Genomic DNA, 26,849 nt, shown 5'->3' on the forward strand with positions numbered 1-26,849 from the left:
GGCTAAGACTGTTAGAAATCGAGTCTCCCATCGATGGTCTTTCAATCATTTCATTAGCCCACGGCTAGTTCAGTCTTCCTGGCTGTCGATATTCCTTGGCCCAACAGCGTTCCAAGTAAGAAATGGTGTGCCTCTGCCAAAATTTAAAGGGGCTAAATACGGTTTGATAATGAGGATCAAAAACTGGCTGTTGCAAGTACTGCCAAAACGGAAATTTCATTATTTATCGACTCAAAAAATTAAACGAGATTATTGATAATCAAAAGCTAGATGTAAACGGAAACAACAACCCTAAATAATACTTACCCATAACTTCGAAACAGCTATCAGGTAAGTTAGGAAAACTTGAAATATATGTTTCCAATAACGGCCACTTTAATCCTTATTACATCTATATTCTTTGATCTGAAACCTATTCTCCTTCAGTATAAACACCTTATTTTTGGCCGACTAACTGTTGTTCCCAACTTGGAAAATTACTTCACGCAGCTTTAAAAAAAACAACAGTTAGGACCGAGTAAGAAATTTCTTTAAGTTGATTTTGAAGCCTATGCAATTTGCAAATTTTGCATAGGTCTATTTGGAAACAACATAGTTAAAACAATGCTGAAGTTCTAATGTCTTAATGGTGTCGTTGGGCTATTAAAAAAAGCTGAGGGCCATAAAAAAAGCACCCGCTTAAAACGGATGCTTGCAAATACATTATGTATTTGGATCTATAAATGGAGCTGACGGGAGTCGAACCCGTGTCCGCCCTGAGTAATAACACGCCACTCATTCACAGGCTTAGCCTATCTAATCCTCTAGGCGGGAACCGTCCATTATCCCGGACAATGGGATGCTCTGGTAAAGGTCTTTATCAGGTCTCTCACCAGAGAAATTAACCTGATGCATCCGTTGGGGTTAGGCTCACTGTCCTTAACGGAGTCAAACTGTGAGCGCTCGAACCGTAAGAGGTTTTTAGGCAGCAGCTACAGCTACTTGCTTACGAGCAAAAGGTACGATGTTGTTTGCATCTGTATTTAGTTGAGCCTGTATTTGCGAGAGGTGACTCACTCTCGGCCTGTATCACAACGCGACTTTCGTCAAAACGTCGAAACCGTTACAGCCCCCTAAAGTTATCCATTGGTATGGATAAAAGCTAAAGCGCTATAAACCAATACTAGCCTGGGAATTATAAAATCGGCGACCTATGGTTACAATTTGTCTAATCTTTTAAGGCCATGTAAAGCGCAGGCCATTATCGGACTGATTAGCTTTAATAAACTAAATCGGTTGTCTTTTAACTTATAATTGTTGAGATATTTGTATCGCCTAAGCCTCGAAATGCGACGGAGATCATAGACGAGTGCCACAGGCATTACTTCACTTAGTAGTAGGGGTTATAAGGTTATGAGCAGCGACGCAGCGGAAACCACAAGCACATCAGAATCACAGAAATCAACTTCCAGCACCCGTGCAACCCGTAAGAAGTCTTCTACATCCTCTGCTGCTAAGAGCGGCGGCATTGTAAAGGCTGAGAAGAATGAAATTATTGTCTTGGAAGATAATACCCGCGTGGTAGAGACCAATACACTGCCAAACAACCGTCCCATCACTGTTAGTGAGGTTGAGGTGGTGCACAATTTGTCTTCGGCGGGCGTCCGTCCAGTCATGGCAGATAGTTTCGAAATTGCTAGCACTGACCACCTTCCGGGCCATCGCCCTGTGGCGGTTAGTACCCTTGTGGTTTCTGACTTGGAAACACTGCCTGGTAACCGTCCCATTGCATCTAACGACATTGACGAAGATGCCGGCGCACTAATGGGCTATCTCGACTAACACCCTAATATCGGGCTATTGCGGCCCATAACGCTGTAGGGGGTCTGCATGCAGACCCCCTACAGCGTTATGGGCGGTTTTATGCTTTAGTCCAAGTTGTGGCCCGTCAGTTCGACGAAGATGTCTTCTAAATTGGATGGGCGGGTCATCATGCCGGTTTTATCGGGTTGTTCATCCAGATATTGATTGGCGTCTTTTAGGGTGGGGAAGAAGGTGTAGCTCCAGCGATCGTCGGTTTGTTTCATGACGATGCCTTCGCCATGCTGCGATCTCAGCTCCTCCAAGGTGCCCATTTCAATCAGCGCCCCCTGGTCCATGATGCCGATGCGATCGCATAGGTACTCCACCTCTTCCATATAGTGGGTGGTGAGCAACATGGTCATGCCCTTTTGCTTGTTGAGGTCCAAAATAATTTCCCACAGCCGCCGCCGAGTTTGCGGGTCGAGGCCCACCGTCGGTTCATCTAAAAATAAGATTTTTGGCTGATGGAGTAGGGCTCGGGCGATCTGCAACCGTCGTTTCATCCCGCCAGATAGGGTTTTCACCTTATCCCCCCGGCGGTCCCCCAGTTCCACATAGTCGAGCCACTGGTCAATATCTTGCTGCCGTTGAGGATTGGGCAGGTGATGCATGCGGCCATGGAACTCCATGTTTTCCCACACCGATAAATCACCGTCTACGCTAGTCTGCTGCAGCACCACCCCAATTTGGCTGCGCACCTGGGCCTTTTGCCGTTGCACATCGTAGCCAGAGACTACGATATCTCCCTGGGTGGCTCGGGTCAGGGTGGTGACCATCCGAATTGTGGTAGATTTACCCGCACCATTAGGCCCGAGTAATCCAAAAATTTCCCCTGGTTGAATCGTCAGGGATAGATCGTTCACCACACAGGTGTTGTTATAGACTTTGTGAACGTTACGCAGGCAAACGGCCGCCACCATGGATGTTTTGTTTTAGAAAGTGTCGTTACAGAGATAGAGGGCATGGTCGTTCTGGCAAAACCGACGCCCCACAGCTCAGATCATACCGGGGATTAGTAACGCTATAGATAAGTCTGTCGCCGGATCCGGTGGTAAAACCTTAATACCCATGCTTAACGCCCATGCGCGCCAAGATTGAAAACCAGGTTCTATTGATTCACCACGAGGATGTGCCGCCCTATAAAAAGCAGGGGTCAGTGGTGCGCAATAGCTATTTTTGGGCGCTCAAGTCCATTGCCGATCGCGCCGGGTTTTATAAAGATTGGGAGTTTGACGAAACGGTTTGGATTGCCCTAACGCGTATGCTGATGTCCTTTACGGAGTCTGGCTATTTAGGCTACCGGGAGACGGTGCTGGAGTTTCATCCAGATGTGCAAATTCCGGCGGAGCTTAAGGTTGTGTCCACCTGGGCCGAACCCCAAGACGAGGACGACCCATAGGCCAAAAAAAAGGACAAGCTCAAGCTTGCCCAAGGATTCTCTGACTGAACGAACAAAAATAGCTTTAACCATGTCGGCTGGGATAGCGCGTATCCCTTCGTAGCGTGAAGCCACATACCGACGGGCAAATTGTCTGATACTTCAGGCAACCTGAAATATCAGGACATTTGCTTATCTACTGGAGATTGTTGATATCTCACGGTGACCTGAATGGCTCAGGTGATTACATAATACCTAGCTGAGAAAGGATGCCCTGACCAGTCATTAGTTCAGTTGCAAGACCAATGATGAAGCCGAGCATGGCCAGACGACCATTCCAGTTTTCAGCGATTTGAGTAAAGCCAAACTTTGCGTTTTCTTCTGCCATGATTAGGTGAGTCCTTCAAACGAAACATTGCGACCTTTTAAGCCGTGTAACTAAATGTTAATCGCTATTTTTTGAATCGGCAATGTCGGTTGGAAAAAACTTGGATAAGCCTTGTGTAAAGGGTTTCAGATGTTCCTGATGAACCTTTTTTCGGTTGTTGGACGGTTATCCGTTGGCGGCCAAAACAATCAGCCCAATGGCGACTATTGCGATCGCAACTGCCAGGGCAACTTTCCACGCCGCAACAGGTCTTTCCCCCATAACCTTACCGGTTTGCGCATTAATCATCACCTGATAGGTTTTGCCCCCATAGCGATAGGTGGCCATCCACAGGGGGAGCAAAATGTGCTTAAAGGTTTCTTGGGAATAGCTTGTGGCTACCGAGTGAATGCGCTGTTCATCGCCGCCAATATCCGACGTCACATCGCTGCGAATGGTGGTGGCCATCATCGTTTTTGCCTGCTCAAACCCTTCCTTGACCGGCACTTCATAGCGCTGGGCCTTAAATCCGGCCAGGTATTGGGCGCTGTAGGGCTTTAGCTGCGAGGCTGGTAAATGGGGCCAAAGCTGTCGCAATTTTGCTTCCCCAATGGCGCGGGTCGCCGGCACCAGCACATCATCAAAAAAACGCGACACTTGCCCTGAGGCAGAATGCCATTGGGTGTGCAGCACCTCTCGCGTTTCCGTTACCTCCTCACCATCCGCATTGCGGCTGGTGTAGGTTTCCGTTTTGTAATAATGCTCCCCCCGTTCCCCCCGATAGCGGCTGGCGGTGTGGGCATCGTAGGTCCAGAACGGCAGGTAAATCCCTTCCAGGGCTTGCTTTTGGGCTATGGTTTTGAGCTGCCCCGGCAAAAAAATTGCCTTCAGGTCTTTCCAGTCCCAGCGAAAGGCCAGCCATGCCCGTAGATTTTTTAACGCCACCTTACGGCCCACTTGAAACGGCACTAACCCAGATGGGGCCAGGGTGGGGTCAGCCGGTTGGCTATTTTGGGTCACAATGCTGGTGGCACAAAACGGGCACTTGCCCGCCACATCCGGTGGTTCAAAGGTAATTACCGCCCGACAGCCGGGGCAGCTTACCTCCTGGGCGGTGGTGGCTAGCTGAGCAATTTGGGTGCGGTTGGTGTGGATAAATGCGGCGAGGTCATGTTCCTGGAGCGTCGCCCTCAGCTTGGTGGCCGTTACTTCGGGCATCGCCTCTTCACGGCCACAGTAAGGACATTGCAGCTGGCCCAAATCTGGGTTAAAGGCCATGTCAGCCTTGCAGCCAGGACACTGGTATTGATTGACAGATGCCGTCTGCTCCATGGGGAGTGAAATAAAAAAACAAAATTTTTAAGGGGCCATGCTCCCTGGGCGCAGGGGGCTAATTAAGCGGCGGGTGGTGGCGGTGGCGGCAGGGTGCTCAGCAACGCCTGCAGTTCTGGCACCGTATTGGCGGGTTGCCAGCTAGCCATGCCCTGTTTCCAAACATTCGATTGGGTAGTGAGGCCATTGGCCAGCAGCTGATCTTGGCCATAGGGGCCAAAGTTTTGCCCGTCGCGGGTGATATACCAGGCGGCGGCGGGCATGGGCGGTGGCGGTGCGGCGGGCGCGGCGGGTGCAGCGGGCGCGGCGGGCGCCTGGGGGTTCATGGCATTGGCGATTTGTTGGCCCATGGCAATGCCCACACCCAGGTCCAGTCCGGGGCTGGCGCCCCCAGGATTTTTGGCCGACTGTTCGACGGCGTTGGCCGCTTGGTATTGGGTGTATTGCTGCATATTGCCCAAAATGCCAATGGAGGCCCGTTTATCGAGGGCGGCTTCCACTTCGGGCGGCAGAGAAATATTTTCGATTAATAGCTGTTTGAGCTCTAGACCAAACTGCTCCATTTGGGGCTGCATGGTGGTGCGGATTTGTTCCCCCATGATTTGGTAGTTAGCCGCCAGATCAAATAGGGGTGTTTGATCTTGACCCACGCTGCTAGCAAAGGCCGATACGATCATGTTGCGCAGCTGATCGCTAATCTCGTCGGTTTGGAAAAGGCCGTCGGTGCTAATCAGCTGTTCTAGTAGGGTGCGGGCATTGTTCACCCGCATGGTGTAGGTGCCGTAGGCCCGCAGCCGCACCGGACCCAGTTCGGGATCGCGAATGGTGATGGGGTTGGCCGTACCCCATTTGAGGTTGGTGAAAATTTTGGTGTTGAAGAAATAAACCTCGGCTTTAAACGGAGAATTAAAGCCATATTTCCAGCCCATCAATGTCGTCAGGACGGGCATGTTTTTGGTGTCTAGGCGGTGGCGGCCCGGTTCATAAATATCGGCGACTTGGCCTTCGCCGACGAGGATGGCAACTTGGCCGGGGCGAACGGTGAGTTGAGCCCCCATTTTGATTTCATTTTGAAATCGCTCAAAGCGATAGGCAATGGTATCTTGCGACGGGTCGAGCCATTCAATAATGTCGATAAATTCGGCTCGAACTTTCTCAAATAATCCCACTGGTACTCTCTCCGGAGGTCTTGTCTAGGGTTAACCTAAGCATGCCCACGGTATGGGGCGTCATCTGGCTAACCGTTATGGAAGTCAATACAGCTTCATGGGGGGCGGTTCCGCAGGAAACATCGGTTTCAGTGCCATTGACTGGGGTTAGCCCGCCACTTTTTGTTCCACGCCAAAGCCTACCAGACCTAGTTTTTCTAGGGGTTGCCCTGCCGGTGGGCGCAAATAGTTTAGGATGCGGCGAATGCGGGTTTCGGGGTTAATCAGGGTGATGGAATCCACCGATACCACCCGGGTATAGTTGGTGGTCATCAGCAGTTCCTTGGTGTGGCCATCGAACCGGAAATGGGAAATGATGGGTCGGGCTTCCTCGTAGGCGCGATCGCGCAAATAATCTCCTTCTAAGGTGTAGCCAGTTTCACTGTTCACCACAAAGAGTAGGTTCAGCGACTGGGAGACTTTTTCCCCTTTTTCAGACACCGTATTAAAGGCCAGGTGGAAGCCCGGTAGCGATGCCAGGTCGCTCACAGCGTCATAACCATTGTCCGTAAGTACTTTGGCCTTTAGGTCTGGCGTTAGGGGCGAGACTTGAAAATCAGTATGGGAACGCTCGACTTCATTGTGGGTGAGATAGTGGTAAGTGCGTTCTGTTGACCAGCTACCAACACAGTGGTCAAAAAAGGTATGGAAAACTGAGCGAAGCTCCATAGCGTTGCGTTCAAAAAGGTAACTAATTTTTTCATGATACGGGGCTGGGTTACGCTAATCGGTTATTCAAGTGCATGAATTGGACTGTTTTCATGGGATACAACAGCCCAATTCATCGCCTTCTTTAGTCCCAGAGCGTTGCGCTTGTATAGACCTGCCATGGCGCAGTAACCTAATCCCCAGGGTCCTATTTAGGTCGTTTCGTTGGTAAGGTTGTCGTCGTATGTCTCACCCCACAGATGTTTCCACATTGTTGAAATGGATGGCTGCCGACTTTAGCAACCAAGAGCAAGCCATCGAAAATCCGCCTTTTTTTGCCCATATTCGAGTGTGTATGCGGCCGCTGCCAGCAAATTTTTTAGCGGGTGCATGTTTGTATTTAGAGCAGGCCTATGACTTTATGTTGGGTCAACCCTACCGGGTGAGGGTGCTGCATTTCCTGCCCAAGGAAGACCATATCCTGTTGGAAAATTACAAGTTTGCCGATCAGGAGGCGGTGGTGGGGGCTGGTCGTGATTCAGCAAAATTAGCCACCCTCTCGTCGGCCCAGCTAGAAAAAATGCCGGGGTGCGACATGACCGTCCGTTGGTCCGGCCATAGCTTTATTGGCAAGGTCGTCCCCGGTAAGCACTGCCTGGTGGAACGCAAGGGCAAAATGAGCTACCTGGACAATGAATTTGAAATCACTGACGACAAATTAATTAGCTACGACCGAGGCCGTGACCTGGAAACCGACGAACTGCTGTGGGGCTCCATTGCAGGACCGTTTGAGTTTGTAAAACGCCAGCGGTTTGATAACGAAGTGGTTGTTTCCTAACCGACAACAGTCGCTTTTTTCGCCAAGATAAATTCCAGAAAAGCAAAGGTGGTCGCGGTATCAAATCAGCAGGGCAAGCTGCTGGGCGATAACACTAATGCATGGCATCGACAAAGTCGGCCTGCTGGTCCCGAGGAATGGGCCAGTCTTCGTTTTCGCCACCGATATATACCTGTTTGATTGCAATATAGTCCTTGCTGAACTGTTGCAGGGTATTGATCAGGACGTCTAGGGCAACGGCATCTGTGGTGCCTAAATCAAACCAGCACCGGGCCCAGGTCCCTTGGAACTGGACTTCAGACATATTGTGCATCACCGACATGAGACTATCCGACGCTGCATCGTTGTCGTAGTCCATGTAGCTGATGGCATGGCCGCCATCTTGAACCTGGAGGTTTTCCGCATTGAAGCCGCCGAGTTTACCGAGGAAAAACCACGAGTCAAAAATTTCTTCAACGTATTGTTGTTCCATGGTGGATGGCACGTTGTCCAGCTCTAGCCAGATCCAGATATTGAAGAAGTCGCACTCGCGAAAGCGAATTTCCATAGTTGAGGTCTGAGGTTTTCGGTTATTTAGCATAGCAAGTCCCTAGGCTGTCCGTTCGTTATCAATCTGTTTCCTAAAACATTGGCTATAGTGTGGGATGGTCACTATGCTCTTCGTTGATGCTCACCCTTGATAATGTTTCGTATCATCCGGCTGCTGCGATCGCGCCGATTCTCAAGCAAATTTCTTTCAAACTAGAGCCCAAAAAAATGGGCCTCATTGTTGGCCCTAGCGGTTCAGGCAAAAGCACGCTCTTGGAAATTTTGTCCGGGTTAGTGGCTCCGTCGAAAGGTCGTCTCTATTGGCGCGAGCAGGAACTACAGCCAGAGATGTTGCAGCAGCTGGCGGGGCTAGTATTTCAGTTTCCAGAGCGTCATTTTTGTGGCCACACAGTTTTAGAAGAACTCCGTGTCGGCCACCCAGAGCTAGGGTCGGAGCAGGTGACTAAAACCCTTGAGTCAGTGGGCTTAGGGGCTATTTCCCTGCAAACGCCTCCCCACGCCCTCAGCGGTGGTCAGCAGCGGCGCTTAGCCCTGGCGGTGCAGTTGATTCGTCAGCCCTATCTGTTGTTGCTAGATGAGCCCACAGCGGGATTGGACTGGTCGATGAAACAGCAGCTCATTAGTTTGCTAGCGGAATTAAAAAAGAATTGGAGTTTGCTGATCGTGTCCCACGATGCCCGTGATTTGGCCCATCTGGCAGACTACTGTTGGACCCTACAAAATGGAGAACTGCTAACGCAATCATTAGATCCCGTTGCCTAGATGGAGAACTGCTAACGCAATCGTTAGATCCCGTTGCCTAGGTTGAGTCCCTTACCCTGTATTGTTTTGGGATGGCATGATTAAAGCCAACGCGGGGACGCATCCCAGGGAGTAAGACCATGGCCGAAACCATAGCTCAGCAATTGCCAGTAAATGGTGAAATTTGGCATCAAACTTTGCAGTGGCAGCCCTCTGAGTCGCAGCAAGCTTTGTTTGCCCGCGTCTATCAAGGGATTGTTGAAGCCAATCGCCAAGTCAATTTAACCCGCATCACTGAACCCGCTGAATTTTGGGAAAAACATCTGTGGGACTCCCTCAGTGGGTTGGCCCCTTGGTTTGAACCGGAAAAGCCGGAGTGGCTCCCCACGGTTAAACGGATGATTGATATTGGTACCGGCGGTGGATTTCCAGGGGTGCCAGTTGCGATCGCACGTCCCACCTGGGACATCACCCTGCTAGATTCCACCCGCAAAAAAATCGCATTTTTAGAAACCCTCTGCCAGCAGCTTGATCTGAGCAACACCTCATTTGTGGCCGATCGCGCAGAATCTGTGGGGCGCGATCCGGCCCACCGAGCCCAGTACGATCTAGCCATGGTGAGGGCGGTGGGGCCGGCCTCTACCTGTGCCGAATATGCCTTGCCCCTATTGAAGAAAAGCGGTTTTGCCGTTTTATTTCGCGGCCAGTGGACCGATGAAGAAGAAGAGCTATTTATGGGGGCACTGGATACCCTGGGTGGGGAGCTAGTGGCCATTTGCCCTTGGGAAACGCCACTGAGTCAGGGGAAACGCCACTGTTTGTATGTGAAAAAAATAGAGAAAACCGATAAGGAATTTCCCAGACAAATAGGCATGCCTGCTAAGCATCCCCTATAAATTTGCCCCGTTGGTAAACACATTCACAAACAGGTTGAAGAATTATTTTGCTCTAGCAAAATGCTTAGCCAGAAATCGAATACCTATATCCTTCTTTCTTTTTGGCGATTTCAATATGTAGAGTCGCGTTAATTTTTCTATATTTCTTTCTAAACTTATTTTGTGCGTTTGTGAGGCCAGGATCACGTTTTGGTGTGCGGTTTCTAGTTGCGATGACAAAACACTGTTTATGAATGTCTTTTCTTTTATTCGCAAGTTGCTCTAGTGAGTTAGCAAGTTGACCGATAGCTTTAACAATTTCACTACCCTTTAATTCGACAAAAACTTGTAAATCTTGATTATCTATCAGAATCAAATAATCACAGCGCTCACCGTTTTTTATCAAACAGCCATCTACTTGATAGACGATAACTTCTGTCCTTTTAGGATTTTCGATTGAAAATTTACTTTTCTTTTCTGCAAGAGCAATTTTAGGATCCTTACTCTTCTTGAAAATACAATCCTCAGCCAGCCTTTGCATAAAATTCTTCGCTTAGTAAGTCCAGAACACTATCAAATTCTGAGCCAATTTCGTCAGATACTTCATCAATTTGAGATGCACTAATCAACCCAGTCTCTGGATCTAAAATTGAAAGGCACTGAGCATTATCTAAAGAGTAGACAGCAATTTCATCGTGATTTAAGGCTTTGAAAGCTGGCACTATTTTATTAGCTTTCTCAATAATGTCTGGCCTGTTGATAGCTTTTGAGTATAGCTCTCCTGCCTGTAAAAGATTATTGATAGCAGTGAGAATATATGGACTATGCGTTGTGATAAAAAAATCTGATTGGCTTTCTCTATATTTAAATGCTGTGGCAATGAGTTCTACAATTTTTTTCTGAGTACTTGGAAATACATGAGCCTCAGGTTCTTCTATATAAATAGAGTTTTTTTGATTAAAGCTAGTTTTGGAACCTACTAAAGCCGCCAATGTAAGTACAAGAGGCAAGGTTTCTTGTTGTCCAGAAGAAGCTTCTGAAATTCGGACCTTTCTCTTATCTTTATGAACTAAAAAATCTAAATTATCTTCCTGGATATATTTGCTAGATAAAATTTCATCAATCAGCTCTTTGATACTTGCATGGGCAAGATCATTACTCTCTGAAAAGACTTCATAAAAAGTACCTCTAAAACGCTTTATTCGTTCATAAAAAGCTCCGAATCTTTGAATTAAAGGATCGAATGATTGATTGTCTATTAATAATGAAAAATAATTCTCTTGAAGGATTGAAAAAATACTTCGTGAAGCCGGTATGAAAATTTGGTTTATTGGTATTCTTCCTTCGGAGTGACTTCCCAAAGTATTGATTAAGGTTTGAGGCGCTAAACGCTCAGACTCCCATGATTCCAGTGGGCTATTTTGTATGCTGTCAATAGCTTTCGCAACAATCTGGTAGCTTCGATTCTGTATTGCAATAGTTTCTCTGTGAAAATCACCATAGTTCAGGTTAATAGCCTGTTTATCCTGACTAGAGCGTGTAACTTTTAGGAAGTCCTTGGTAGTTCTATAGGTAATCTCGAAAGCCTCATTTCCCCATGAACTAGCAGGAAAATATTCTCTGAATGTTTGGCAATAGTTTGGAACTAATTGCTCAATGGCTTTTCTGCTAACAATGAAGTCAACAATATGTCGATTGAAGTGACGAAAATAGAAAAGTAATTTTGCGCAAATACTTTTACCACTAGCTTGAGGGCCAATAAGCACAGTAATTGGCTTGATTTCTATTTCTAGAAATTTAATGCCGCCAAAATTTTTAATCGTTAGGGTTTCAGTCACTTGATTTCTACACCTCTAACGTTGCTAGCCATGATACGGGAACCGACTATTTACCAATGGCCTTGACCATAAAGATGCCGCCAAAGTACAGGAATAGGACGGCTCCAGCTAGTAGGCTCTGGGTAATCGGATCCGTAGACGGGGTGAGCACTGCCCCCAGCACCACCGCCCCTAGCATCACATAGCGCCAGCCCTTGAGCATCACTTCAGATCCAACGATATTTAGCAGACCCAGCAATAGCTGGATCACTGGAATCTGAAACGCTAGTCCTGTGCTAAACAGCAGCAGCAGCACAAACTCAAAGTAGCGGTCAATGGACCAAAGCTGCTCAACGACGCCTTCGCCATAGTTGATAAAGAAATTGAGGGCCGCTGGAATCAGGGCGATGTAGGCAAAGCCAATGCCTGCCACAAATAGCACGCTGGAGCCCAATACAATTGGCCCCAATAAGCGCCGTTCCCGGCGGGTTAACCCTGGTAAAACAAATAGGGCAATTTGGTACAGGATAAATGGGCTAGCGACTAAAATGCCGCTGTAGCCAGCTACCTTAATCGATACAAAGAAATATTCCCCGGGGGAAAGCTGTAGGAATTTTGCCCCTTGGGCCGGAATTTCCAATAGCTCAACGATGCGGTTGACGAAGCAGAAACACCCAATAACCCCCACTAATACACCAATTAGTGAGTAGAAAATACGCAAACGTAGCTCTTCGAGATGGTCGAAGAGGGACATTTCTAGCTCATCGGGCAGCTCATTCAGGTAGTCGTCTTGCTGCTCGGTAGACTCTACCGTCTCTAGGTTGGACGTCATGGGCTATGGTGCCAAATGTTTTGTATCAATATGTTGTTTATTGTATCGCTGAGGTTGTCATGCAGCTGCCCAAATCTATCCATTGGGTGGGGCCGCTCATTATTCGCTATCAGCGGTGAAGGACAGCAGCTCCGCACCGCCGGGGGCACCGGCCGGTGTCTGGTCACTGCCATTGGCTGAAATTAGAGCAGCGCCAGCATTGCCGACGTTCATTGTGATTTTTTCTTGGCCTTCCCACAGTTTCTTTTCCCCTGGTGCCATCTGGCCTTCGAAGGCGATTTCGCCATCCACTTCGATGCTCATCCAGGAAGGCCCCGCCTCTGTAATTTCTACTTCTAGGCTAACGGGGGCAGCGCTTACGGGTGCGGGCTCGGGCTCGGGGGCAGGGGGCGCTTCGGGTTCTTCGACTTCGGTGTCCGATATTGTCACCTTGGCCTGTTCTTCGCGCATTTCAGAGCCAATGCCGGTGACGCGAATGGTAATTAGCGCGATCGCACCCAACAGAACTGCACCACCGACTCCCCAAAGCCACCAATCCATAAAGGATTCGGATGAGCCTCCCGATAGGCCATTCATGGAAGAACCGCCCGGATTGCTAGCGGGGGTGAGTGGTGGTGGGGCCGACGGGCGATTGCCCGGGGCCGACTCCGGCAAGTTGATGCCATCCCCTAAGGAATTGCCAAACCCTAAAGCACTCAGCTCACTTTCATCCATGGGGGTGGGATCGAGCTGGAATTTTGGCGAAGTATCGACTTCGGGGGGGCGGGCAACCGGTGTGGAGGGGGGCTGGATATTGGGTTTGGCCACCTGGGGCGGGGGCGCAATGTCCCCTGGGGGTTGCACCGTGGGTTTATTCACCGTCGGGATGGCCGGGGGCTCTGGCTGCACTGGCAATGCGCCGACCGCAGGGATTTCAGGGGGCTGCACCTGGGGTTTTTCTGGAGCGGGTACCGGAGGTGGCGTTTGGGCTTTGGTTTCGTTAACCTGTTGCCGCGTTGGCGGGGCGGGGGTGCCTTTAGCAACGGGTAGATCGATTTGAGTCGCTGGCCGTGGGTTGGGCCGTGGCGTGTTGGGGATGGAATGAACCGGAAATTGTTTGGCAAAGTTGCTGCCATCTAACCCCAGGGCATCTGCATAACGACGGATAAACCCCTGGACGAAAATGGGTTGGGGTAAATCCGTTGTGTCACCGCTTTCTACGGCCTGGATTAGCTGAGCGCGGATATAGGTCTGCAACGAAATATCTTCGATGGACTTGCCCTGCTCTTGACGCTTTTCTTGCAGGTATGCGCCAAGTTGACTCAGTTGTTGCTGTTGAACGGTGCTATAGCTAGTCACGTTACTCTGCTGTTTAGGGTTAGAGACGGCCGGTCCTGGGACAGACGGATTGTATCGCTTCAGGCATCAACAGGCTACAAAAATTGTATACCTGTATCAATAGTGCAGTGCGATCCTTGACTATTTACCAGTTATTTGTGACGTTCTCATTTTTATTTGACTCATTGTAGGGTCAACTGTTGAAATCGCCTAGGGATTTCCGCACTTTCTCATACTTCATCCCTCGATTGTTTAGGTGGTGATGCCCATGACGGTGGACAAAAGATTACTGGCTGGAGGCACTATGTTGGGCAATTTTTCGACTAATGGCTGGATTATAGAGCCTTAAATAGTTCCAATATCCGCCAAAAACAGCTTCTACATAGCCCTGGGTTTCCGAGAAAGGGATATTGTGCACAAACACATCCGGATCGCCGTACCCTTTGGCAACCCAGTCGGCTACATTGCCGGGACCAGCATTGTAGCTGGCGACGGCAAACATGGAATTGTCACTATATTCTCGGTGGGTGTAATCCAAATACCAGGTGCCTATCTTGATATTTTCGTTGGGATCTTCTAATTGCGCTGTGATATCAGTGCTGCTTTCTCCAATTTGACCTAGCACCCACTCGGCGGTGCTAGGCAGCACCTGCATTAGGCCCACGGCGTCGGCTACGGAGCGAATTTTGGGTTCAAATCGAGATTCCTGGCGCATTAGGGACGTGACTAGGAGGGGATTGAGCTGGCGCTGTTGGGACCAGGTTTGAATCAGATTGGCAAAGGGAAAGGGATAAACGGTTTGGCCATAGGTGGGGGTGTTTTTGAGCTGCTGGTATTCGGTTTGTTCGTTGGCTTCATTGCGCCAGGCCAAACTGGTGAGCATAAAGATGCCGTCCAGGTTATCTCCGACACCCACCCTTAGTACACCGTCGGTAAATTGTTCGGCCACGGTGGGGTCTTGTACATTTTGAAATTCTGTTTGCCATTGGGCCCAGGCATCGGCATCTTGCCCCAATTGATAGAGGATTTGCAGGCTGTCGGAACCGGCCGGTAGGGGCGGACGCTGCTGGGGCAGGCTGACCTCCGGGGCTAAATAGCGGACGTTACCAAAATCCCCCACTTCCCAGCCCAGCATCACGGCTGACCGCCAGGCAAAATAAGATTCGGGGTATTGGGCGATGGTGCGTTCGTAGGCCGGGTTGCCATCTTGGCCTTGTTTTTGGGCCCATTTGCCAGACCAAAAGCTGGCTTCGGCGGCGAGTTCGCTATTGGGACTTTCTGTTACCAATGCCTCCACTAGCTGGCGGGCGGTGGTCAGGTCATTGGCTTTGGCCGCTTTATGGGCGCGGCTGAGGCGGAGTTCGGCGGCGGCGTCCGAAGCGCCGTACTGGTTGAGCACGGACGTGCGGGCGTCCTTGGCGGAGGTGGGGCTTTTCAGCTTTTCTAGGACATTTGCTTTTTTGAGTAGGGCCTCTCCGGCTCGGTCTGGAAAGTTTTTGATTACCTGATCTAGAGGCGCTATGGCCGCTTTGCTGGGCAGGGAGTCTACGAGTTTAATTAGCCCCAGTCCGGTCTCTGGCTCGTTGGGATAGGTTTGGGCGAGCTTTTGGTACGCTGCGATCGCAACCACCCTTTTCTGCGCGATCTGGGCTCCTCGGGCCGTGCGGTACAAGCTAGTTGGCGATGGGGGGGCCTTGGCATAGGCCTCAGACGCCTTGCCATAGCGTTGATTTTCCCAATAGCCAAAGCCAACGGTGTCCCACTGTTCCGGGGTAAGGTCCTTGCCATACTCCTTCGTCAGCCGCTCCAGGCTGGCCTCATATTCATCCCGGTACAAACCATGGGCTGCCACCAGCAGTAACTTATCCTTAGACGTCCCTGTTTTCAGCTGTTGCAGGGCCACCTCCACCGCCCGTGGGTGGCTAGGATGGTTGGCCAGCAGTGCTTCCCACTGATTGGGATCCTGCTTGCCTAGGGCATAGCGAGCTTCGGCGGTGGCGCTGTGCTCTGGGTACTTGTCTAGCAGCTCGTTCCACTGGATGGGGGCTTCCCCAGCAGCGGTTTGCGCCTGGCCCTGCTTTAGCAATACGTAAGGGCGCAATGCCTTGGGCGCCTGATCCACCGCCGATTGATCCAGGGCCGTTAGCGCCTCTGCCCCATTGCCCTGGGCCAACAGGTCCGTTGCCAGGAGGTAGCGGGCCAAGGCGGAGTCTTGGTTATTTTGGCTGGCAATCGTCTGCTGCAGCATTTCGGCACGACCGGCCGCTGGCTGTAGCGCCAGGCGAAAAACCTCAGAATCTGCTGAGCGTTGCTGCTGCGCCTGATTTAGCTGTTTGGGGGGCATGGCCCGCTGGGCTGCCTGGGCAAAAAAAACGACCAGCGCTAAACTGGCGAGGCTGATGCCACCCAGTAATAAAAGGGGTAATTGCTCTTTGAGACGTTTTCCCATGGTGGCTCAGCTAAATCAACAGTAAAGGACGGGAAATAACTAGTAATGTTTAATGTTTCCACCTGAAGCTAAATTTGGGGTGGCATCTACAGCATGAATTTAATTTTGGATAGAATCCATCGCAACGGGTAAATGTGCTTTCACAAGTAGATAAATTGCGCAATGTTCTATCCCCCAAACTAGAAGCATAATAGAGAGCCAGATATGATATTCAGTCGGTAAAACACGCTGAAATCATTAGATACTAAGACGGGAATTAGCACTGAGATGGGAATGAAGTTTGTAGCATCAGACAAGTCTTGTTTAACGTGGTCAGGCGATTGCCTTGTGGTGGGTTTATCGGAAGAGTCATTGCCCCTGACTGGTCTACTATCCGAACTGAATGAGAGTGTGTCTGGGTTGCTGCAAGAACTCATTGACGAAACCGACTTTAAGGCAAAGGCTGGTAGCTCTGCTGTGATCCGCGTCGGAGGCCAGGTGCGTAAGTTGGCCATTGTGGGTTTGGGGGCATCCGATGGGCTGAAACTAGAAAGTTTACGCCGTGCGGCTGCCGTTGCCGCCAAACTGGCCAGGCGCGAAAAGTGTGCCTCCTTAGGTATTAGTTTCCCCATTTGGAACAACAGCCCGGAACGTACGGCACAAACTATTGCCGAAGGGATAACCCTGGCAATGCACGAAGATAAGCGGTTTAAGTCTGAATCCGAGCCGGCCAAGGTCAGCCTCACCGATGTGGCCCTGTTGGATTTGCCAGGCCATGAAGCCTCCTTAGCGCAGGCGGCCCATGTGTGTGACGGTGTCATTTTGGCCCGTGAGCTGGTGGCGGCGCCCCCCAATGTGGTCACCCCCATGGCCCTGGCGGATACGGCCCAGGCCATTGCCAACGACCATGGCCTCACAATTAAGGTGCTAGAGCAGGCTGAATGTGAAGAGCTGGGTATGGGCGCCTACCTGGGGGTGGCCATGGCCTCGGACATGCCGCCTAAGTTTATCCACCTTACCTATACGCCAGACGGGACGCCCAAGCGTAAGGTGGCGTTGATTGGTAAGGGCCTCACCTTTGATTCGGGGGGCTTAAACATCAAGGCCGGTGCGGGCAGCATGATCGAGCTGATGAAAATGGATATGGGCGGTGCGGCGGCGGTGCTGGGGGCGGCCAAAGCCATCGCCCAGATTAAGCCCGACGTGGAAGTTCATTTTATTAGTGCGGCCACAGAAAATATGATTAGCGGCCGTGCCCTGCATCCAGGGGATATTTTGACGGCGTCTAATGGCAAAACCATTGAGGTGAACAACACCGATGCCGAAGGGCGTTTGACCCTGGCCGATGCTCTGGTGTATGCCGATAAGCTGGGTGTGGATGCCATGGTGGATTTAGCCACCTTAACGGGCGCTTGCCTCGTGGCCTTGGGCAATGACATTGCGGGTTTGTTTACCCCGGATGATGCCCTGGCGAAAAAAATCAGCCAGGCGGCTGACGCGGCGGGCGAAAAGCTCTGGCGCATGCCCATGGAGGAAAAGTATTTCGATGGGCTGAAATCTATTGTGGCCGATATGAAAAATACCGGACCGCGTCCCGGTGGTTCCATTACAGCGGCCCTGTTCCTAAAGCAGTTTGTGAAGGAGACTGCCTGGGCCCATTTAGATATTGCTGGGCCAGTGTGGAATGAGAAGGACAACGCCTACAACAATCCTGGGGCCACGGGCTACGGGGTGCGGATGTTGGTCCAGTGGATTTTGGAAAATGCCTAGGGCGATTAATCGCTGACGCTAATTAAGGTTATGGGGAGAGACGCTTGACTGCGCCTACTCCCCATAACTTTTTAATTACTATTTTTTTGAGCCGCCAGATATGCTAGCTAGCGCGGACCCTGACTGGCTGGGTTTGGTCCGTTACCTTGGTGCGTTGTAAATGTTGGGTGATTTGGGTTAGGTTCGTTGCGATCGCAGGTACCACCTCATCAGGCTGCTCTTCCTTCGTTCCATTCTCTTCATGCACCATTTCCTGACGGCAGCTAGGACAGTACCAGAACAAACGGCTTTGGCTCACGTGGCGTAGAAGCGTGTCCTCGCAGAGGCTACAAACAGCCCCAGTCTGCTGAGATGGCATTGTATTAAAAGAGTTTTTCATAGGTCATTGCATCCAACGGATGCCTCACTGACTATTATATCGTTGCTAATTTGAAGGATGAATTGCTCTACAGGTATGGCAATGGATCTAAACCTGATAGGCAAAATCATTCCGAGGATCAGCAACGCCATTACTCTTACGATGCCCAGACTTCCCAAAAATTGCTGTAACTTTGCATATATTCGTACAAAAATTAAGAAAACCTTGTCCCAGGGGCCTAGCAGATCCGTATAAATACCAGGGTTAACGGCTGTAGTCCGCCCCCTGGGACTCAACAACTCTTATTACTTTCTCAGGTGGTTTTCAGCCAGCGTCTAGTCTAGGTGGCCAAACTTAGATCAGCGGTTATACACAATAGATCAATGAAGCGGATTGAAAAACTAGCCCTGGGCACCTTGGCGACGGCGGCGGCGGTGGGTGCCATCTCCCTGTTCCAATCGGGGGGCTGGGCCAACCTAAAGCTGCAGGGCTATGCCTTGACCCAGGTGTTTCACGACCAAAGCCGTGAGCTAGGCGATCTGCAAAAGCAAAATATTAATCCAGCTACCCGCATTGACCTCGGGCAACTGCTCAATGGCGGGCCACCCAAGGACGGCATCCCCAGCATTGATGCACCCGAATTTGATACGGCACTAACCACACCGTTTGCGTCGGACGATATTGTCGTTGGCATGGTGGTAAACGGCGAAGCCAAAGCCTACCCCTACAACATTTTGAACTGGCACGAGATTGTGAATGACGAGATTGGCGGTGTCAATGTCTCGGTCACCTACTGTCCCCTGTGCGATACCATCGTCGCCTTTGACCGGGGAGAGACCACCTTTGGGGTGTCGGGTAAGCTCTACCAAAGCTGTTTGGTCATGTACGACCGCGCCGATGATACCCTCTATGCCCAGCCCTGGGGCACAGGTGTGGTGGGGCCAAACGTAAATCAGCAGGTGGAGATGTTACCGGCGGTAAAAACAACCTTGGGCCAATGGTTAGAACAATATCCCCACAGTCAAATTTTGGCCACACGGACGGGCCATACCCGGGACTATTCCGGCTATCCCTACGGCACCTATTACACCGATGAGACGATTGTGTTTGATGTGCGCAATCAAAACCAGCTAGGGCAACATCCCAAAGAGATTGTTAGCTACGTGTGGGAGCCCGACGGAAAAACACCCCACAATCAGTTTTCGGGGGACAGCTTACAGTTTGTGCACAGTGAGGTGCAGCAACAGGGAAGTCAGCAGGCTGAACTAGCGGGGCGCCAGGTCCGGGCTCGATGGGATCAGGGATTAGAAACGGTTGTTGTTGAGGAAATGGATGGGACGGTGATTCCTAGCTCGACGGCCTTTGCGTTTGTTTATCCGGCGTTTTATGGCGAGTAATCTAGCCTAAGTCGGTTGACCCCATGAGCTATCAGATGTCGAGGCCCCCTAGTCTCCCCCAAGCTTGGGGTTTGGGGGCTTAAACAACTTTTAGCCTCTTTGACAATAACTAGATCGTAGAAATTTCTTTGCTAAACGACCTAGGAAAGCGAAATCAATTAAATCCATAGTTTTCATAGCTAGCCACAGAGGACTGAGCGGAGTCGAAGTCCGGCAAAATTGGAAGTTATTTAATCGCCATTCCTTAGCCCTACCAGAATTGGGGGTGGGTGGGGCAAAAAACGCGAAGTCCAAATGCCTGTTCAGATCCTATAAAAGATTGAGTTCACCCACTTAGTAACCCTAATCCAGATGGTGGGCCGATAGGACGGCTTGAACCACACTAAAGGGATTGGCTGTCGCCGCCCGTTTTAAGCGAATTGGTGTTTCCCGAATATCAATATGGGCTGTGGGCTCGCCACTACGCTGATCACCGCCCCCCACATAATAGTCAACGTCGTTGCCAAACAACGCCTTGGCATCGTTCACCGTATCCACGGGCGTTCCCCCCGCCATATTGGCTGAGCTAATGGCCAAGGGACAGCCACACTGTTTATACAACTGCCCAATTTCAGTCTCTTGAAAGTACATCACCACCGCATCAGAGTGGGCAATGGCGGCGTCTAGCCCATGGGTCTTTTTCTTTAGCCACATGGAAACGGGCATGTGGGGCACAATGCAATCGATAATCTGAGACTGTCGCTGATCCACATGGGCGTAGGATGCGATCGCATCTTTATCCACCACAATAGTCAGTGGTTTTGTCGCAGGGCTTTGTTTTGCCCGTCGCAAGCGTGCGGTTGCCTGCACACTAAAGGCGCTGCACGCCAACACATAAATACTATGGGTGGGAACAATCACCAGCCCGCCCTGTTGGATAATTTTCGCTGCCTGTACCAAAGGCGTCGGCGCAGAACCCGTGACGCGGGCGATTTTTTCTAACAAACTCAGCATAGTAACGCTATTCCAATTAGCTGAAGACAATCAAAACTGGCAGCAGAGTTGCTTCAACTACTGCCAAGACGATGGGAGTGTGTAGTGTTTTACTCGCCTACCGCAGGACAGGCCTCATCCAGCAGCAGGACGTGATTAGTACGATTTCCAATAACTCAATCAGTGAAAATTCGGATGTCTTAAGCAGCATCCGTTTTAATGCGGGTATTTTGTACTGATTTTTTAAGTATATTGCCGGTATATCCGTATATTTAGTGACTTTTCTGCCAAAGAGTAGACATTAGTCTGATACGGCTGCACTACCAGCCTGTCCAGGTACGACTTTCTGCGGGCACCGTTCCGATGCCGTGGTCGCAAGCCACAGCGACTTGCCCGGCCCGGCATCGGGGAAAGCGGTTTGAATAGATGTATATATGCAAGAGGTAGCCTTAGTCGCTAAATTAAGGCTGTGTTGGCTAGTTTCCTGGTGCCGATGTCGAGTTCTGGATCCATTTTTATTTCCTATCGTCGCAGTGACAGCATTGCTGAAACTGGCCGCATCTACGACCGCTTAGAATCTGAGTTTGGTCGGGACCACGTATTTAAAGATGTGGACAGTATTCCATTTGGGGTAGATTTTGCAGAGTATTTGGACCAGGCGGTGAGCCAGTGCCAGGTGGTGCTGGTGATTATGGGCAAAAGCTGGCTGACAGTGACGGAGCCCGATGGCACTCGCCGGTTGGATAACCCGGATGACTTTGTGCGGATTGAGGTGGAGTCGGCGCTAAATCGGCAGATTCCGGTGGTGCCAGTGTTGATCCAGGGGGCGGGCATGCCTCGGCGCACTCAGCTACCGAAGTCGTTGCAGCCACTGGCGCGGCGCAATGGCATAGAGGTGGGCTACGACCCCCGGTTTCGGGCGGATATGAACCGTCTGGTGAAGGGGCTGAAGGGGATGCTGGGGCAGGATGTTGCTGCTGCACCTGAAGCTAAGAAGGGCAACGAGAAGGTGGTGGTGGTGCAGCAGGGACCGAAGTATGACCTGCGGGGGGCACAGTTTGCGGGCGGGTTTGCGGAGACCGTAGCGGGCGATCAGGTGGGGGGCACGCTTAATAAGCCTGGAGGGTCGAAGGCTGAACCACCTAAGCCGCAGCCAGCCGTTGCTAAGCCCCAAACACCAGGCCCATTTACAGAAGATTTGGGCAATGGTGCCATGCTGGATATGGTCCATATCCCGGCAAGGGACTTTTTAATGGGCTCCCCTGAGAATGAAGCTGAGCGTGAAGATAGTGAAGGCCCTCGGCATCGGGTGCAGGTGCCTGCTTTTTATATGGGCAAGTATCCGGTGACCCAAGCCCAATGGCAGGCGGTTGCTAAGTTGCAGCAGGTAAAAGTAGAGCTGAAGCTTGCTCCATCCAGATTCAAAGGAAATGATCTGCCGGTGGAACGGGTGAGCTGGTTTGAGGCGGTGGAGTTTTGTCAGCGGTTATCGCGGCATACGGGGAATCAGTACCATTTACCTAGCGAAGCGGAATGGGAATATGCCTGCCGAGCTAGAACAACAACTCCGTTTTACTTTGGTGAGACCATCAGCACTGACCAGGCTAATTATGATGGCAGATACACCTACGGTAATGGCAAAAAAGGACAATTTCGAAAAAAGACAACACCTGTAGGCAGTTTCCCTGCTAACAACTTTGGTCTTTATGATATGCACGGCAATGTGTGGGAATGGTGCCAGGACCATTGGCATGAGGATTATGATGGGGCTCCTCAAGATGGTTCTCCTTGGATTCAGGGAGGAGATTCTGATTCTCGTGTAGTACGCGGGGGCTCCTGGTTCAGCTATCCGAGGCTTTGCCGCTCCGCTTATCGCAACTTCCTTACGCCCGTCTTCCGCAACGGCAGCAGCGGTTTTCGCGTAGTATGTTCTGCGCCCAGGATTCTCCCATAGCACTTTTCTCTCTTTCTCTTTTGCTCTCTTCTCTCCCTCTTTCGCGCTTTGCGCGTTGGCGAAGCCTGCCCGGAGGGCTTTCGAATTTTTCGCTTTTTTCTGGTGCCCAGCCTCTGGCTGAGCACACCACTCGAAGCCTCTGGCTTCCGATCAAGAGAGACAAAACCGGACGCCATTTTCTGGTGTCCAGCCTCTGGCTGAGCACATCCCTAGAAGCCTCTGGCTTCTGATATCAGAGGCAAAGTTAAGCCCAACCCCCCTCTGTTCGTCCCCCTCCCACAGCCCTCGCTAGCTGAGCGCAGCCGAAGCTACAACCCCGCCAACACATCCCCGATTTTTCTGGTGTCCAGCCTCTGGCTGAGCACATAGCTAGAAGCCTCTGGCTTCTGATCGAGGGCTGGTTGACTGACAAAAGTTCTGAAACCATTGAAAACTCGTAGGTTGGTGTTGAGCTTTGCGAAACCCAACAAAGCCTTCATATGATTGGGTTTCACGAGTTCAACCCAACCTACAGGCTAGAAGCTTCTGGCTTCTGATCGAGGGAGACAAAACCGGACGTAAAAAACACGATCTCTTACAGATTTCTCGCTGAGGGTGGGCACCAGGCACCACCCCTACATTCCCTCCCATATGACACACCTCACAATTACTGACGTACAATAATGACAGGTCACTAATGATCAGAACGTCATGCCCGATGGTACAAGCTAAACCCAGACCCCAAACCTTTGATGACTACCTGAGCCACTGCCAGGATAAGGATGCCCGCTACGAGCTAACCAACGGGGAACTGATTGAAATACCACCGGAGTCCGATGAAAACGTCATTATCGCTCGGGCCATGGATCGTGCCCTCTCGGAGCTAGTAGGCTTCCGCCGCGTACGCTCCCATCAACTGGCCCTAGAAATGCCGGGGCAGCCTAAAAATCGATTTCCCGATATTACGGTACTCCTGCCAGAGCATGTGGAACAGCTAAAAGCCTCTGGTCAGTCTGCCATTCGGTTGGATATGCATCCTCCAATGTTAGTGGTGGAGGTAGTCAGCCCTGGAGCAGATAATCATCGGCGAGACTATATCGATAAGCGTAATCAGTATGAATGGCGAGGGATTCCAGAGTATTGGATAGTTGATCCGATCAAACAACAGGTGACTGTGTTGAGTATGACGACAGATGGCTATGGGGAAACAGTCTTTGTGGGTGATGAGCTAGTCCTATCTCAATCCTTTACTGATTGGCCATTAACAGCAGCTGAGATGTTGTCACCATGATTTTTCGCTGATTCTGTTGCCCAGCCTCTGGTTTCTGTGATGTAAGTCCGAATTGAATAACCCCGATTAAAAATGGATAATCCTGTAGGGGCATTCCCTTGTGGATGCCCTTCGATGTCGGACGCTATCAGTCAGGATTTTTTCTTAGTGCCCAGCCTCTGGCTGAGCACTCTACCCAAAGCCTCTGGCTTCATTTCTAAAGCGAGTGTAATGTATCGCTCTTGTCAGAGGCTAAGTGAGATAACAAGATTTTCGGTGAATGTTAAATCGGCTGATTGGGGCTCCTCCGAGTGCCTTTCCGAAGTAGTCAAGTCATCCCAGCTAGGCCAACTGGGGTTTCCCCAATGGCGAGGGCCGGGACCGCCCGCCCTCGAACCCAGCGGAAAAATATAAAAGTTGTCCCGAATGGCGAGTTTGGGGGATCGGTGGGGCGGTTTAGAATTTTGCGTGCTGCGACAAAATTCTAAAAACAGGAGCTATCTAATCTTTCCACTCAATTCAGCGCGGTAACACATCACTTAGCTGTAGCTCTAACCCTGGAAATGTCTGCGAGATAATTCTCTCCCCTAGCCGAAACTGTCGTTGTTCATACTCATCATCCACCAGCTGACACACTGTAATCGTCGGCTGCTTTGGTCGACCAATAAACGCAATTCCTCCTAACCCCAAAAAATCAACAATCCAGTATTCCGAAATACCAAAGAGAGAATACTCCTCTACCTTGCGGGCATAGTCCGTTTCCCAGTTAGTGCTGACCACCTCAACCACTAGCTTGATCGAACTTGCTACCGTAATTACTGGCTCCCGTTGCCATAGTGGTTCCTGTGCCAGTGCTAGTTCATCTAACACAACCAGATCTGGACGTCTAGCTGTGGCAATATTCGCAAAGGGTCGCACAATTGCACGGGTAGGTATCACCCAAGGCAGCTGCTGCTTATCAATTTCAATATTTAGCTTACTAGTTAGTTTGCCTGCAACGGTTTCATGGGGGCCAGTGGGTTCCATGTCAATCAGCTCCCCGTCGGCCAATTCATAGCGAGTCTGTGTACCATATTGCTTGATAAAGCTATCAAACGTCAGGAGTTTAGTGGGTGTATAGGTCATGTTGAGGCTCCTGGAAACAGGCCAAAATTTTGCCCTGATCTCAAGGCTATACTAAGTCTAGCTACATGGGCTCAGTTTTATGTTGACTTTACCCATTACCCTCGATCTTAAAACCGTCAACCTCAGCGACGAGCAATTTTATCAGCTCTGCATTAAAAAACCAGAAATCCAACTAGAACGGACACCTCAAGGAGATTTAATTCTCATGTCCCCCGTTGGTGGCGATAGTGGCAATCAGGAAATCGAACTGGGGGCCGATTTAGTTATTTGGAACCGTCAAACTAAACTGGGCAAAGTTTTTAGCTCATCCACCATTTTTCCATTGCCTAATGGTGGCGATCGCTCCCCCGATGCTGCCTGGGTAGAACTGTCCCGTTGGGAAGCCTTGACTCCGGAGCAACGGCGTAAGTTTCCACCCATTGCCCCAGATTTTGTTATTGAAGTGAGATCACTCAGTGATTCTCTCAAAACGCTACGGGACAAAATGCAAGAGTACTTGGATAGCGGTGTACGTCTTGGCTGGCTATTTAACCCCAAAAATCAGCAGGTAGAAATTTATCGGTTAGGTCAGGAAAAAGAAACCTGCGAGCTGCCTTGTTCTTTGTCCGGTGAGTCTGTTTTATCAGGTTTTTCCTTACGGATGGCCCGTTTTGGGTAGAGCCTAGTTGGCTTTACCCAAATAGGCTTGGGCCTGTTGGATTAAGACTTGCGCATCTTCGCTGACCGTTGTTCCAGATGGCACCTGTTCCAGGTCGCTAATCACCTGATTAACAGCAGCTATGGTTCTCTCCGGGCTCTGGTTTGCCGATATCTCAACCAGTTTGTTAATGTCTTTCTCTGCTGCCTGCACCAGCTTGACCGCCGCTTTCTCAGCGTTTTGCAGTTCTCTCACCTCACCCAGACTGATCGTATATTCAGCCTTTAGCCCTTGTGCTTTCACATAATCTGGCTCGTCCGGCTGAATCTTTTTTAACTCAGCTAGGGCCTCTTCCCATAGGGTGGCGATACGGTCCCATTTTTCAGCACTGTGGGGTGGGTTCTGACCTTCTTCAGTGGCCACATTGGCAAACTGTTGGGCTGCGGCTAAAAGGGCATTGCCCTTAGTCAGAACGGCGGTCTGTCCGGAGATGGTTTGATAATCTCGTTGGTAGGCCGTTAACCTGGTTTGGGCCAGTCGACCTGCGAGGGTTTCTGGCGGGATTTCGGTTAGTTCATCCATCCCCTGTTGCCAGTTTTTGAGAATATCTTCCTGGGTGGCTGGATCGCTGGTTTCAAAACTGTTTTGGGCTTCAAGTACTTGACTGGAATGAGTCTCTAAAACAGTTAATGCATTTTGTTCTTGAAAAATTTGGGCGTCCATTCTGCCGATCAGCGCCCGGGCATCTTCAAATTCATCTAGGGTGAATTTCCAGCCGCATTGGACCATGCCGCAGTAGCCCTTGGGGTAGTATCCCAAAAACCAAACGGGTAAGTTGTCGAGGTGCTTTTGGGCCTGGGCTGCTTTTTCTGAACCTAGTTCAAAGTCTTCTACGGTGGTGGCCTGGTTGATTAGCTGATCGGCCTGCTCTGTTTGGATGATGGCCTGGCGATAGTGGTGATCCATCTGCATAAAGCTGGGCAGCAGCACCATGGGGGCAACCCTGGCGACGGGCCAACGAATCATGGGATAGGGCAGGTTTAGGACCCAGAGGCTACCTGCGATCGCACCCACACCCAAAACTAATTTTCCAAATCGATCTAATCCGAGAAGCATCATTTACTGGCGACTTAACATGTGTGGCCTTTCAATCAATGGCTTCATCCAATTCCATAGAATTTACGTGCCGAGACCCGCAGGGATAACCGAACCTCA

Annotated in this window: 25 protein-coding genes and 1 other RNA gene; 10 read left to right on the forward strand and 16 right to left on the reverse strand. The window is 50.4% G+C overall.

Annotation, left to right across the window (positions count from 1 at the left end; genetic code table 11):
* Nucleotides 1-720 precede the first annotated feature (720 nt).
* Nucleotides 721-1,112, reverse strand: a transfer-messenger RNA (tmRNA) gene (gene ssrA / locus IXB28_RS01370).
* A 280-nt stretch (nucleotides 1,113-1,392) separates the two neighbouring features.
* On the opposite strand from ssrA, the gene IXB28_RS01375 reads away from it, so the two are divergent.
* Nucleotides 1,393-1,821, forward strand: coding sequence for a hypothetical protein (locus IXB28_RS01375; RefSeq protein WP_215616742.1), 429 nt, complete (start codon nucleotides 1,393-1,395; stop codon nucleotides 1,819-1,821).
* An 86-nt stretch (nucleotides 1,822-1,907) separates the two neighbouring features.
* Here the strand turns inward: IXB28_RS01375 and IXB28_RS01380 are convergent, their stop codons facing one another.
* Nucleotides 1,908-2,762, reverse strand: coding sequence for an ABC transporter ATP-binding protein (locus IXB28_RS01380; protein WP_215616743.1), 855 nt, complete (start codon nucleotides 2,760-2,762; stop codon nucleotides 1,908-1,910).
* 161 nt (nucleotides 2,763-2,923) lie between these two features.
* Here IXB28_RS01380 and IXB28_RS01385 point away from each other — a divergent pair, with 161 nt between their 5' ends.
* Nucleotides 2,924-3,241 carry a hypothetical protein gene (locus IXB28_RS01385; RefSeq protein ID WP_215616744.1) on the forward strand — a complete coding sequence of 106 codons (318 nt, stop codon included), beginning with the start codon at nucleotides 2,924-2,926 and terminating at the stop codon, nucleotides 3,239-3,241.
* A gap of 223 nt (nucleotides 3,242-3,464) precedes the next feature.
* Here IXB28_RS01385 and IXB28_RS01390 read toward each other — a convergent pair whose 3' ends face one another.
* The 4 genes from IXB28_RS01390 to IXB28_RS01405 form a co-directional block, all read right to left on the reverse strand.
* On the reverse strand, nucleotides 3,465-3,608 hold the full coding sequence (locus IXB28_RS01390; RefSeq protein WP_215616745.1) for a chlorophyll a/b-binding protein: 144 nt from the start codon (nucleotides 3,606-3,608) through the stop codon (nucleotides 3,465-3,467).
* Nucleotides 3,609-3,773: 165 nt separating this feature from the next.
* Nucleotides 3,774-4,919, reverse strand: a complete 1,146-nt coding sequence (locus tag IXB28_RS01395; protein WP_215616746.1) for a hypothetical protein — start codon at nucleotides 4,917-4,919, stop codon at nucleotides 3,774-3,776.
* 62 nt (nucleotides 4,920-4,981) lie between these two features.
* Entirely contained in the window at nucleotides 4,982-6,088 is a 1,107-nt protein-coding gene (locus IXB28_RS16875) for an SPFH domain-containing protein (RefSeq protein WP_215616747.1), read from the reverse strand.
* 147 nt (nucleotides 6,089-6,235) lie between these two features.
* Entirely contained in the window at nucleotides 6,236-6,796 is a 561-nt protein-coding gene (locus IXB28_RS01405; protein WP_215616748.1) for a phycobiliprotein lyase, read from the reverse strand.
* 223 nt (nucleotides 6,797-7,019) lie between these two features.
* Between IXB28_RS01405 and IXB28_RS01410 the strand changes: the two genes are divergently transcribed.
* Nucleotides 7,020-7,613: a chromophore lyase CpcT/CpeT gene (locus IXB28_RS01410; protein WP_215616749.1), complete on the forward strand. Its 594-nt coding sequence runs from the start codon at nucleotides 7,020-7,022 to the stop codon at nucleotides 7,611-7,613.
* 94 nt (nucleotides 7,614-7,707) lie between these two features.
* Here the strand turns inward: IXB28_RS01410 and IXB28_RS01415 are convergent, their stop codons facing one another.
* The gene (locus IXB28_RS01415) at nucleotides 7,708-8,160 is read right to left on the reverse strand and encodes a DUF3531 family protein (protein ID WP_215616750.1); all 453 of its coding nucleotides are present in this window, start codon (nucleotides 8,158-8,160) and stop codon (nucleotides 7,708-7,710) included.
* A 119-nt stretch (nucleotides 8,161-8,279) separates the two neighbouring features.
* On the opposite strand from IXB28_RS01415, the gene IXB28_RS01420 reads away from it, so the two are divergent.
* Together IXB28_RS01420 and rsmG are read left to right on the forward strand one after the other, a co-directional pair.
* The gene (locus IXB28_RS01420; protein WP_215616751.1) at nucleotides 8,280-8,924 is read left to right on the forward strand and encodes an ABC transporter ATP-binding protein; all 645 of its coding nucleotides are present in this window, start codon (nucleotides 8,280-8,282) and stop codon (nucleotides 8,922-8,924) included.
* A gap of 131 nt (nucleotides 8,925-9,055) precedes the next feature.
* Nucleotides 9,056-9,799: a 16S rRNA (guanine(527)-N(7))-methyltransferase RsmG gene (gene rsmG, locus IXB28_RS01425; protein ID WP_407659119.1), complete on the forward strand. Its 744-nt coding sequence runs from the start codon at nucleotides 9,056-9,058 to the stop codon at nucleotides 9,797-9,799.
* Between the two features lie 64 nt (nucleotides 9,800-9,863).
* Here rsmG and IXB28_RS01430 read toward each other — a convergent pair whose 3' ends face one another.
* The 5 genes from IXB28_RS01430 to IXB28_RS01450 all read right to left on the reverse strand — a co-directional run bounded on the left by IXB28_RS01430 (nucleotide 9,864) and on the right by IXB28_RS01450 (nucleotide 16,193).
* Entirely contained in the window at nucleotides 9,864-10,319 is a 456-nt protein-coding gene (locus IXB28_RS01430; protein ID WP_215616753.1) for a hypothetical protein, read from the reverse strand.
* On the reverse strand, nucleotides 10,303-11,616 hold the full coding sequence (locus tag IXB28_RS01435) for an AAA family ATPase (protein ID WP_215616754.1): 1,314 nt from the start codon (nucleotides 11,614-11,616) through the stop codon (nucleotides 10,303-10,305). Before IXB28_RS01435 ends, IXB28_RS01430 begins: the two co-directional genes overlap by 17 nt.
* A 46-nt stretch (nucleotides 11,617-11,662) precedes the next feature.
* The gene (gene tatC / locus IXB28_RS01440; RefSeq protein ID WP_215616755.1) at nucleotides 11,663-12,427 is read right to left on the reverse strand and encodes a twin-arginine translocase subunit TatC; all 765 of its coding nucleotides are present in this window, start codon (nucleotides 12,425-12,427) and stop codon (nucleotides 11,663-11,665) included.
* A gap of 99 nt (nucleotides 12,428-12,526) precedes the next feature.
* The gene (locus IXB28_RS01445) at nucleotides 12,527-13,765 is read right to left on the reverse strand and encodes a helix-turn-helix domain-containing protein (RefSeq protein ID WP_215616756.1); all 1,239 of its coding nucleotides are present in this window, start codon (nucleotides 13,763-13,765) and stop codon (nucleotides 12,527-12,529) included.
* A gap of 265 nt (nucleotides 13,766-14,030) precedes the next feature.
* On the reverse strand, nucleotides 14,031-16,193 hold the full coding sequence (locus IXB28_RS01450; protein ID WP_215616757.1) for a transglycosylase SLT domain-containing protein: 2,163 nt from the start codon (nucleotides 16,191-16,193) through the stop codon (nucleotides 14,031-14,033).
* 273 nt (nucleotides 16,194-16,466) lie between these two features.
* On the opposite strand from IXB28_RS01450, the gene IXB28_RS01455 reads away from it, so the two are divergent.
* On the forward strand, nucleotides 16,467-17,942 hold the full coding sequence (locus IXB28_RS01455; RefSeq protein WP_215616758.1) for a leucyl aminopeptidase: 1,476 nt from the start codon (nucleotides 16,467-16,469) through the stop codon (nucleotides 17,940-17,942).
* 103 nt (nucleotides 17,943-18,045) lie between these two features.
* On the opposite strand, the gene IXB28_RS01460 is transcribed toward IXB28_RS01455, so the two are convergent.
* Nucleotides 18,046-18,321, reverse strand: a complete 276-nt coding sequence (locus tag IXB28_RS01460) for a hypothetical protein (RefSeq protein WP_215616759.1) — start codon at nucleotides 18,319-18,321, stop codon at nucleotides 18,046-18,048.
* Nucleotides 18,322-18,683: 362 nt separating this feature from the next.
* Between IXB28_RS01460 and IXB28_RS01465 the strand changes: the two genes are divergently transcribed.
* Nucleotides 18,684-19,697 (forward strand): DUF3179 domain-containing protein, encoded by a 1,014-nt coding sequence (locus tag IXB28_RS01465; RefSeq protein ID WP_215616760.1) that lies wholly within the window; start codon nucleotides 18,684-18,686, stop codon nucleotides 19,695-19,697.
* A 342-nt stretch (nucleotides 19,698-20,039) separates the two neighbouring features.
* On the opposite strand, the gene IXB28_RS01470 is transcribed toward IXB28_RS01465, so the two are convergent.
* Nucleotides 20,040-20,690: an L-threonylcarbamoyladenylate synthase gene (locus tag IXB28_RS01470; protein WP_215616761.1), complete on the reverse strand. Its 651-nt coding sequence runs from the start codon at nucleotides 20,688-20,690 to the stop codon at nucleotides 20,040-20,042.
* Nucleotides 20,691-21,162: 472 nt separating this feature from the next.
* Between IXB28_RS01470 and IXB28_RS16880 the strand changes: the two genes are divergently transcribed.
* Nucleotides 21,163-22,623 (forward strand): SUMF1/EgtB/PvdO family nonheme iron enzyme, encoded by a 1,461-nt coding sequence (locus IXB28_RS16880; RefSeq protein WP_326520914.1) that lies wholly within the window; start codon nucleotides 21,163-21,165, stop codon nucleotides 22,621-22,623.
* 697 nt (nucleotides 22,624-23,320) lie between these two features.
* Nucleotides 23,321-23,893 carry a Uma2 family endonuclease gene (locus IXB28_RS01480; RefSeq protein WP_215616762.1) on the forward strand — a complete coding sequence of 191 codons (573 nt, stop codon included), beginning with the start codon at nucleotides 23,321-23,323 and terminating at the stop codon, nucleotides 23,891-23,893.
* A gap of 498 nt (nucleotides 23,894-24,391) precedes the next feature.
* Here IXB28_RS01480 and IXB28_RS01485 read toward each other — a convergent pair whose 3' ends face one another.
* On the reverse strand, nucleotides 24,392-24,997 hold the full coding sequence (locus tag IXB28_RS01485) for a Uma2 family endonuclease (protein WP_215616763.1): 606 nt from the start codon (nucleotides 24,995-24,997) through the stop codon (nucleotides 24,392-24,394).
* 79 nt (nucleotides 24,998-25,076) lie between these two features.
* Here IXB28_RS01485 and IXB28_RS01490 point away from each other — a divergent pair, with 79 nt between their 5' ends.
* Nucleotides 25,077-25,655: a Uma2 family endonuclease gene (locus IXB28_RS01490; protein ID WP_215616764.1), complete on the forward strand. Its 579-nt coding sequence runs from the start codon at nucleotides 25,077-25,079 to the stop codon at nucleotides 25,653-25,655.
* Between the two features lie 3 nt (nucleotides 25,656-25,658).
* Here IXB28_RS01490 and IXB28_RS01495 read toward each other — a convergent pair whose 3' ends face one another.
* Nucleotides 25,659-26,753, reverse strand: a complete 1,095-nt coding sequence (locus IXB28_RS01495; protein ID WP_215616765.1) for a hypothetical protein — start codon at nucleotides 26,751-26,753, stop codon at nucleotides 25,659-25,661.
* Between the last annotated feature and the right edge of the window lie 96 nt (nucleotides 26,754-26,849).

The organism is Leptothoe kymatousa TAU-MAC 1615, from assembly GCF_018739865.1.
In the GTDB taxonomy this organism is placed as follows: Bacteria; Cyanobacteriota; Cyanobacteriia; order Phormidesmidales; family Phormidesmidaceae; genus Leptothoe; species Leptothoe kymatousa.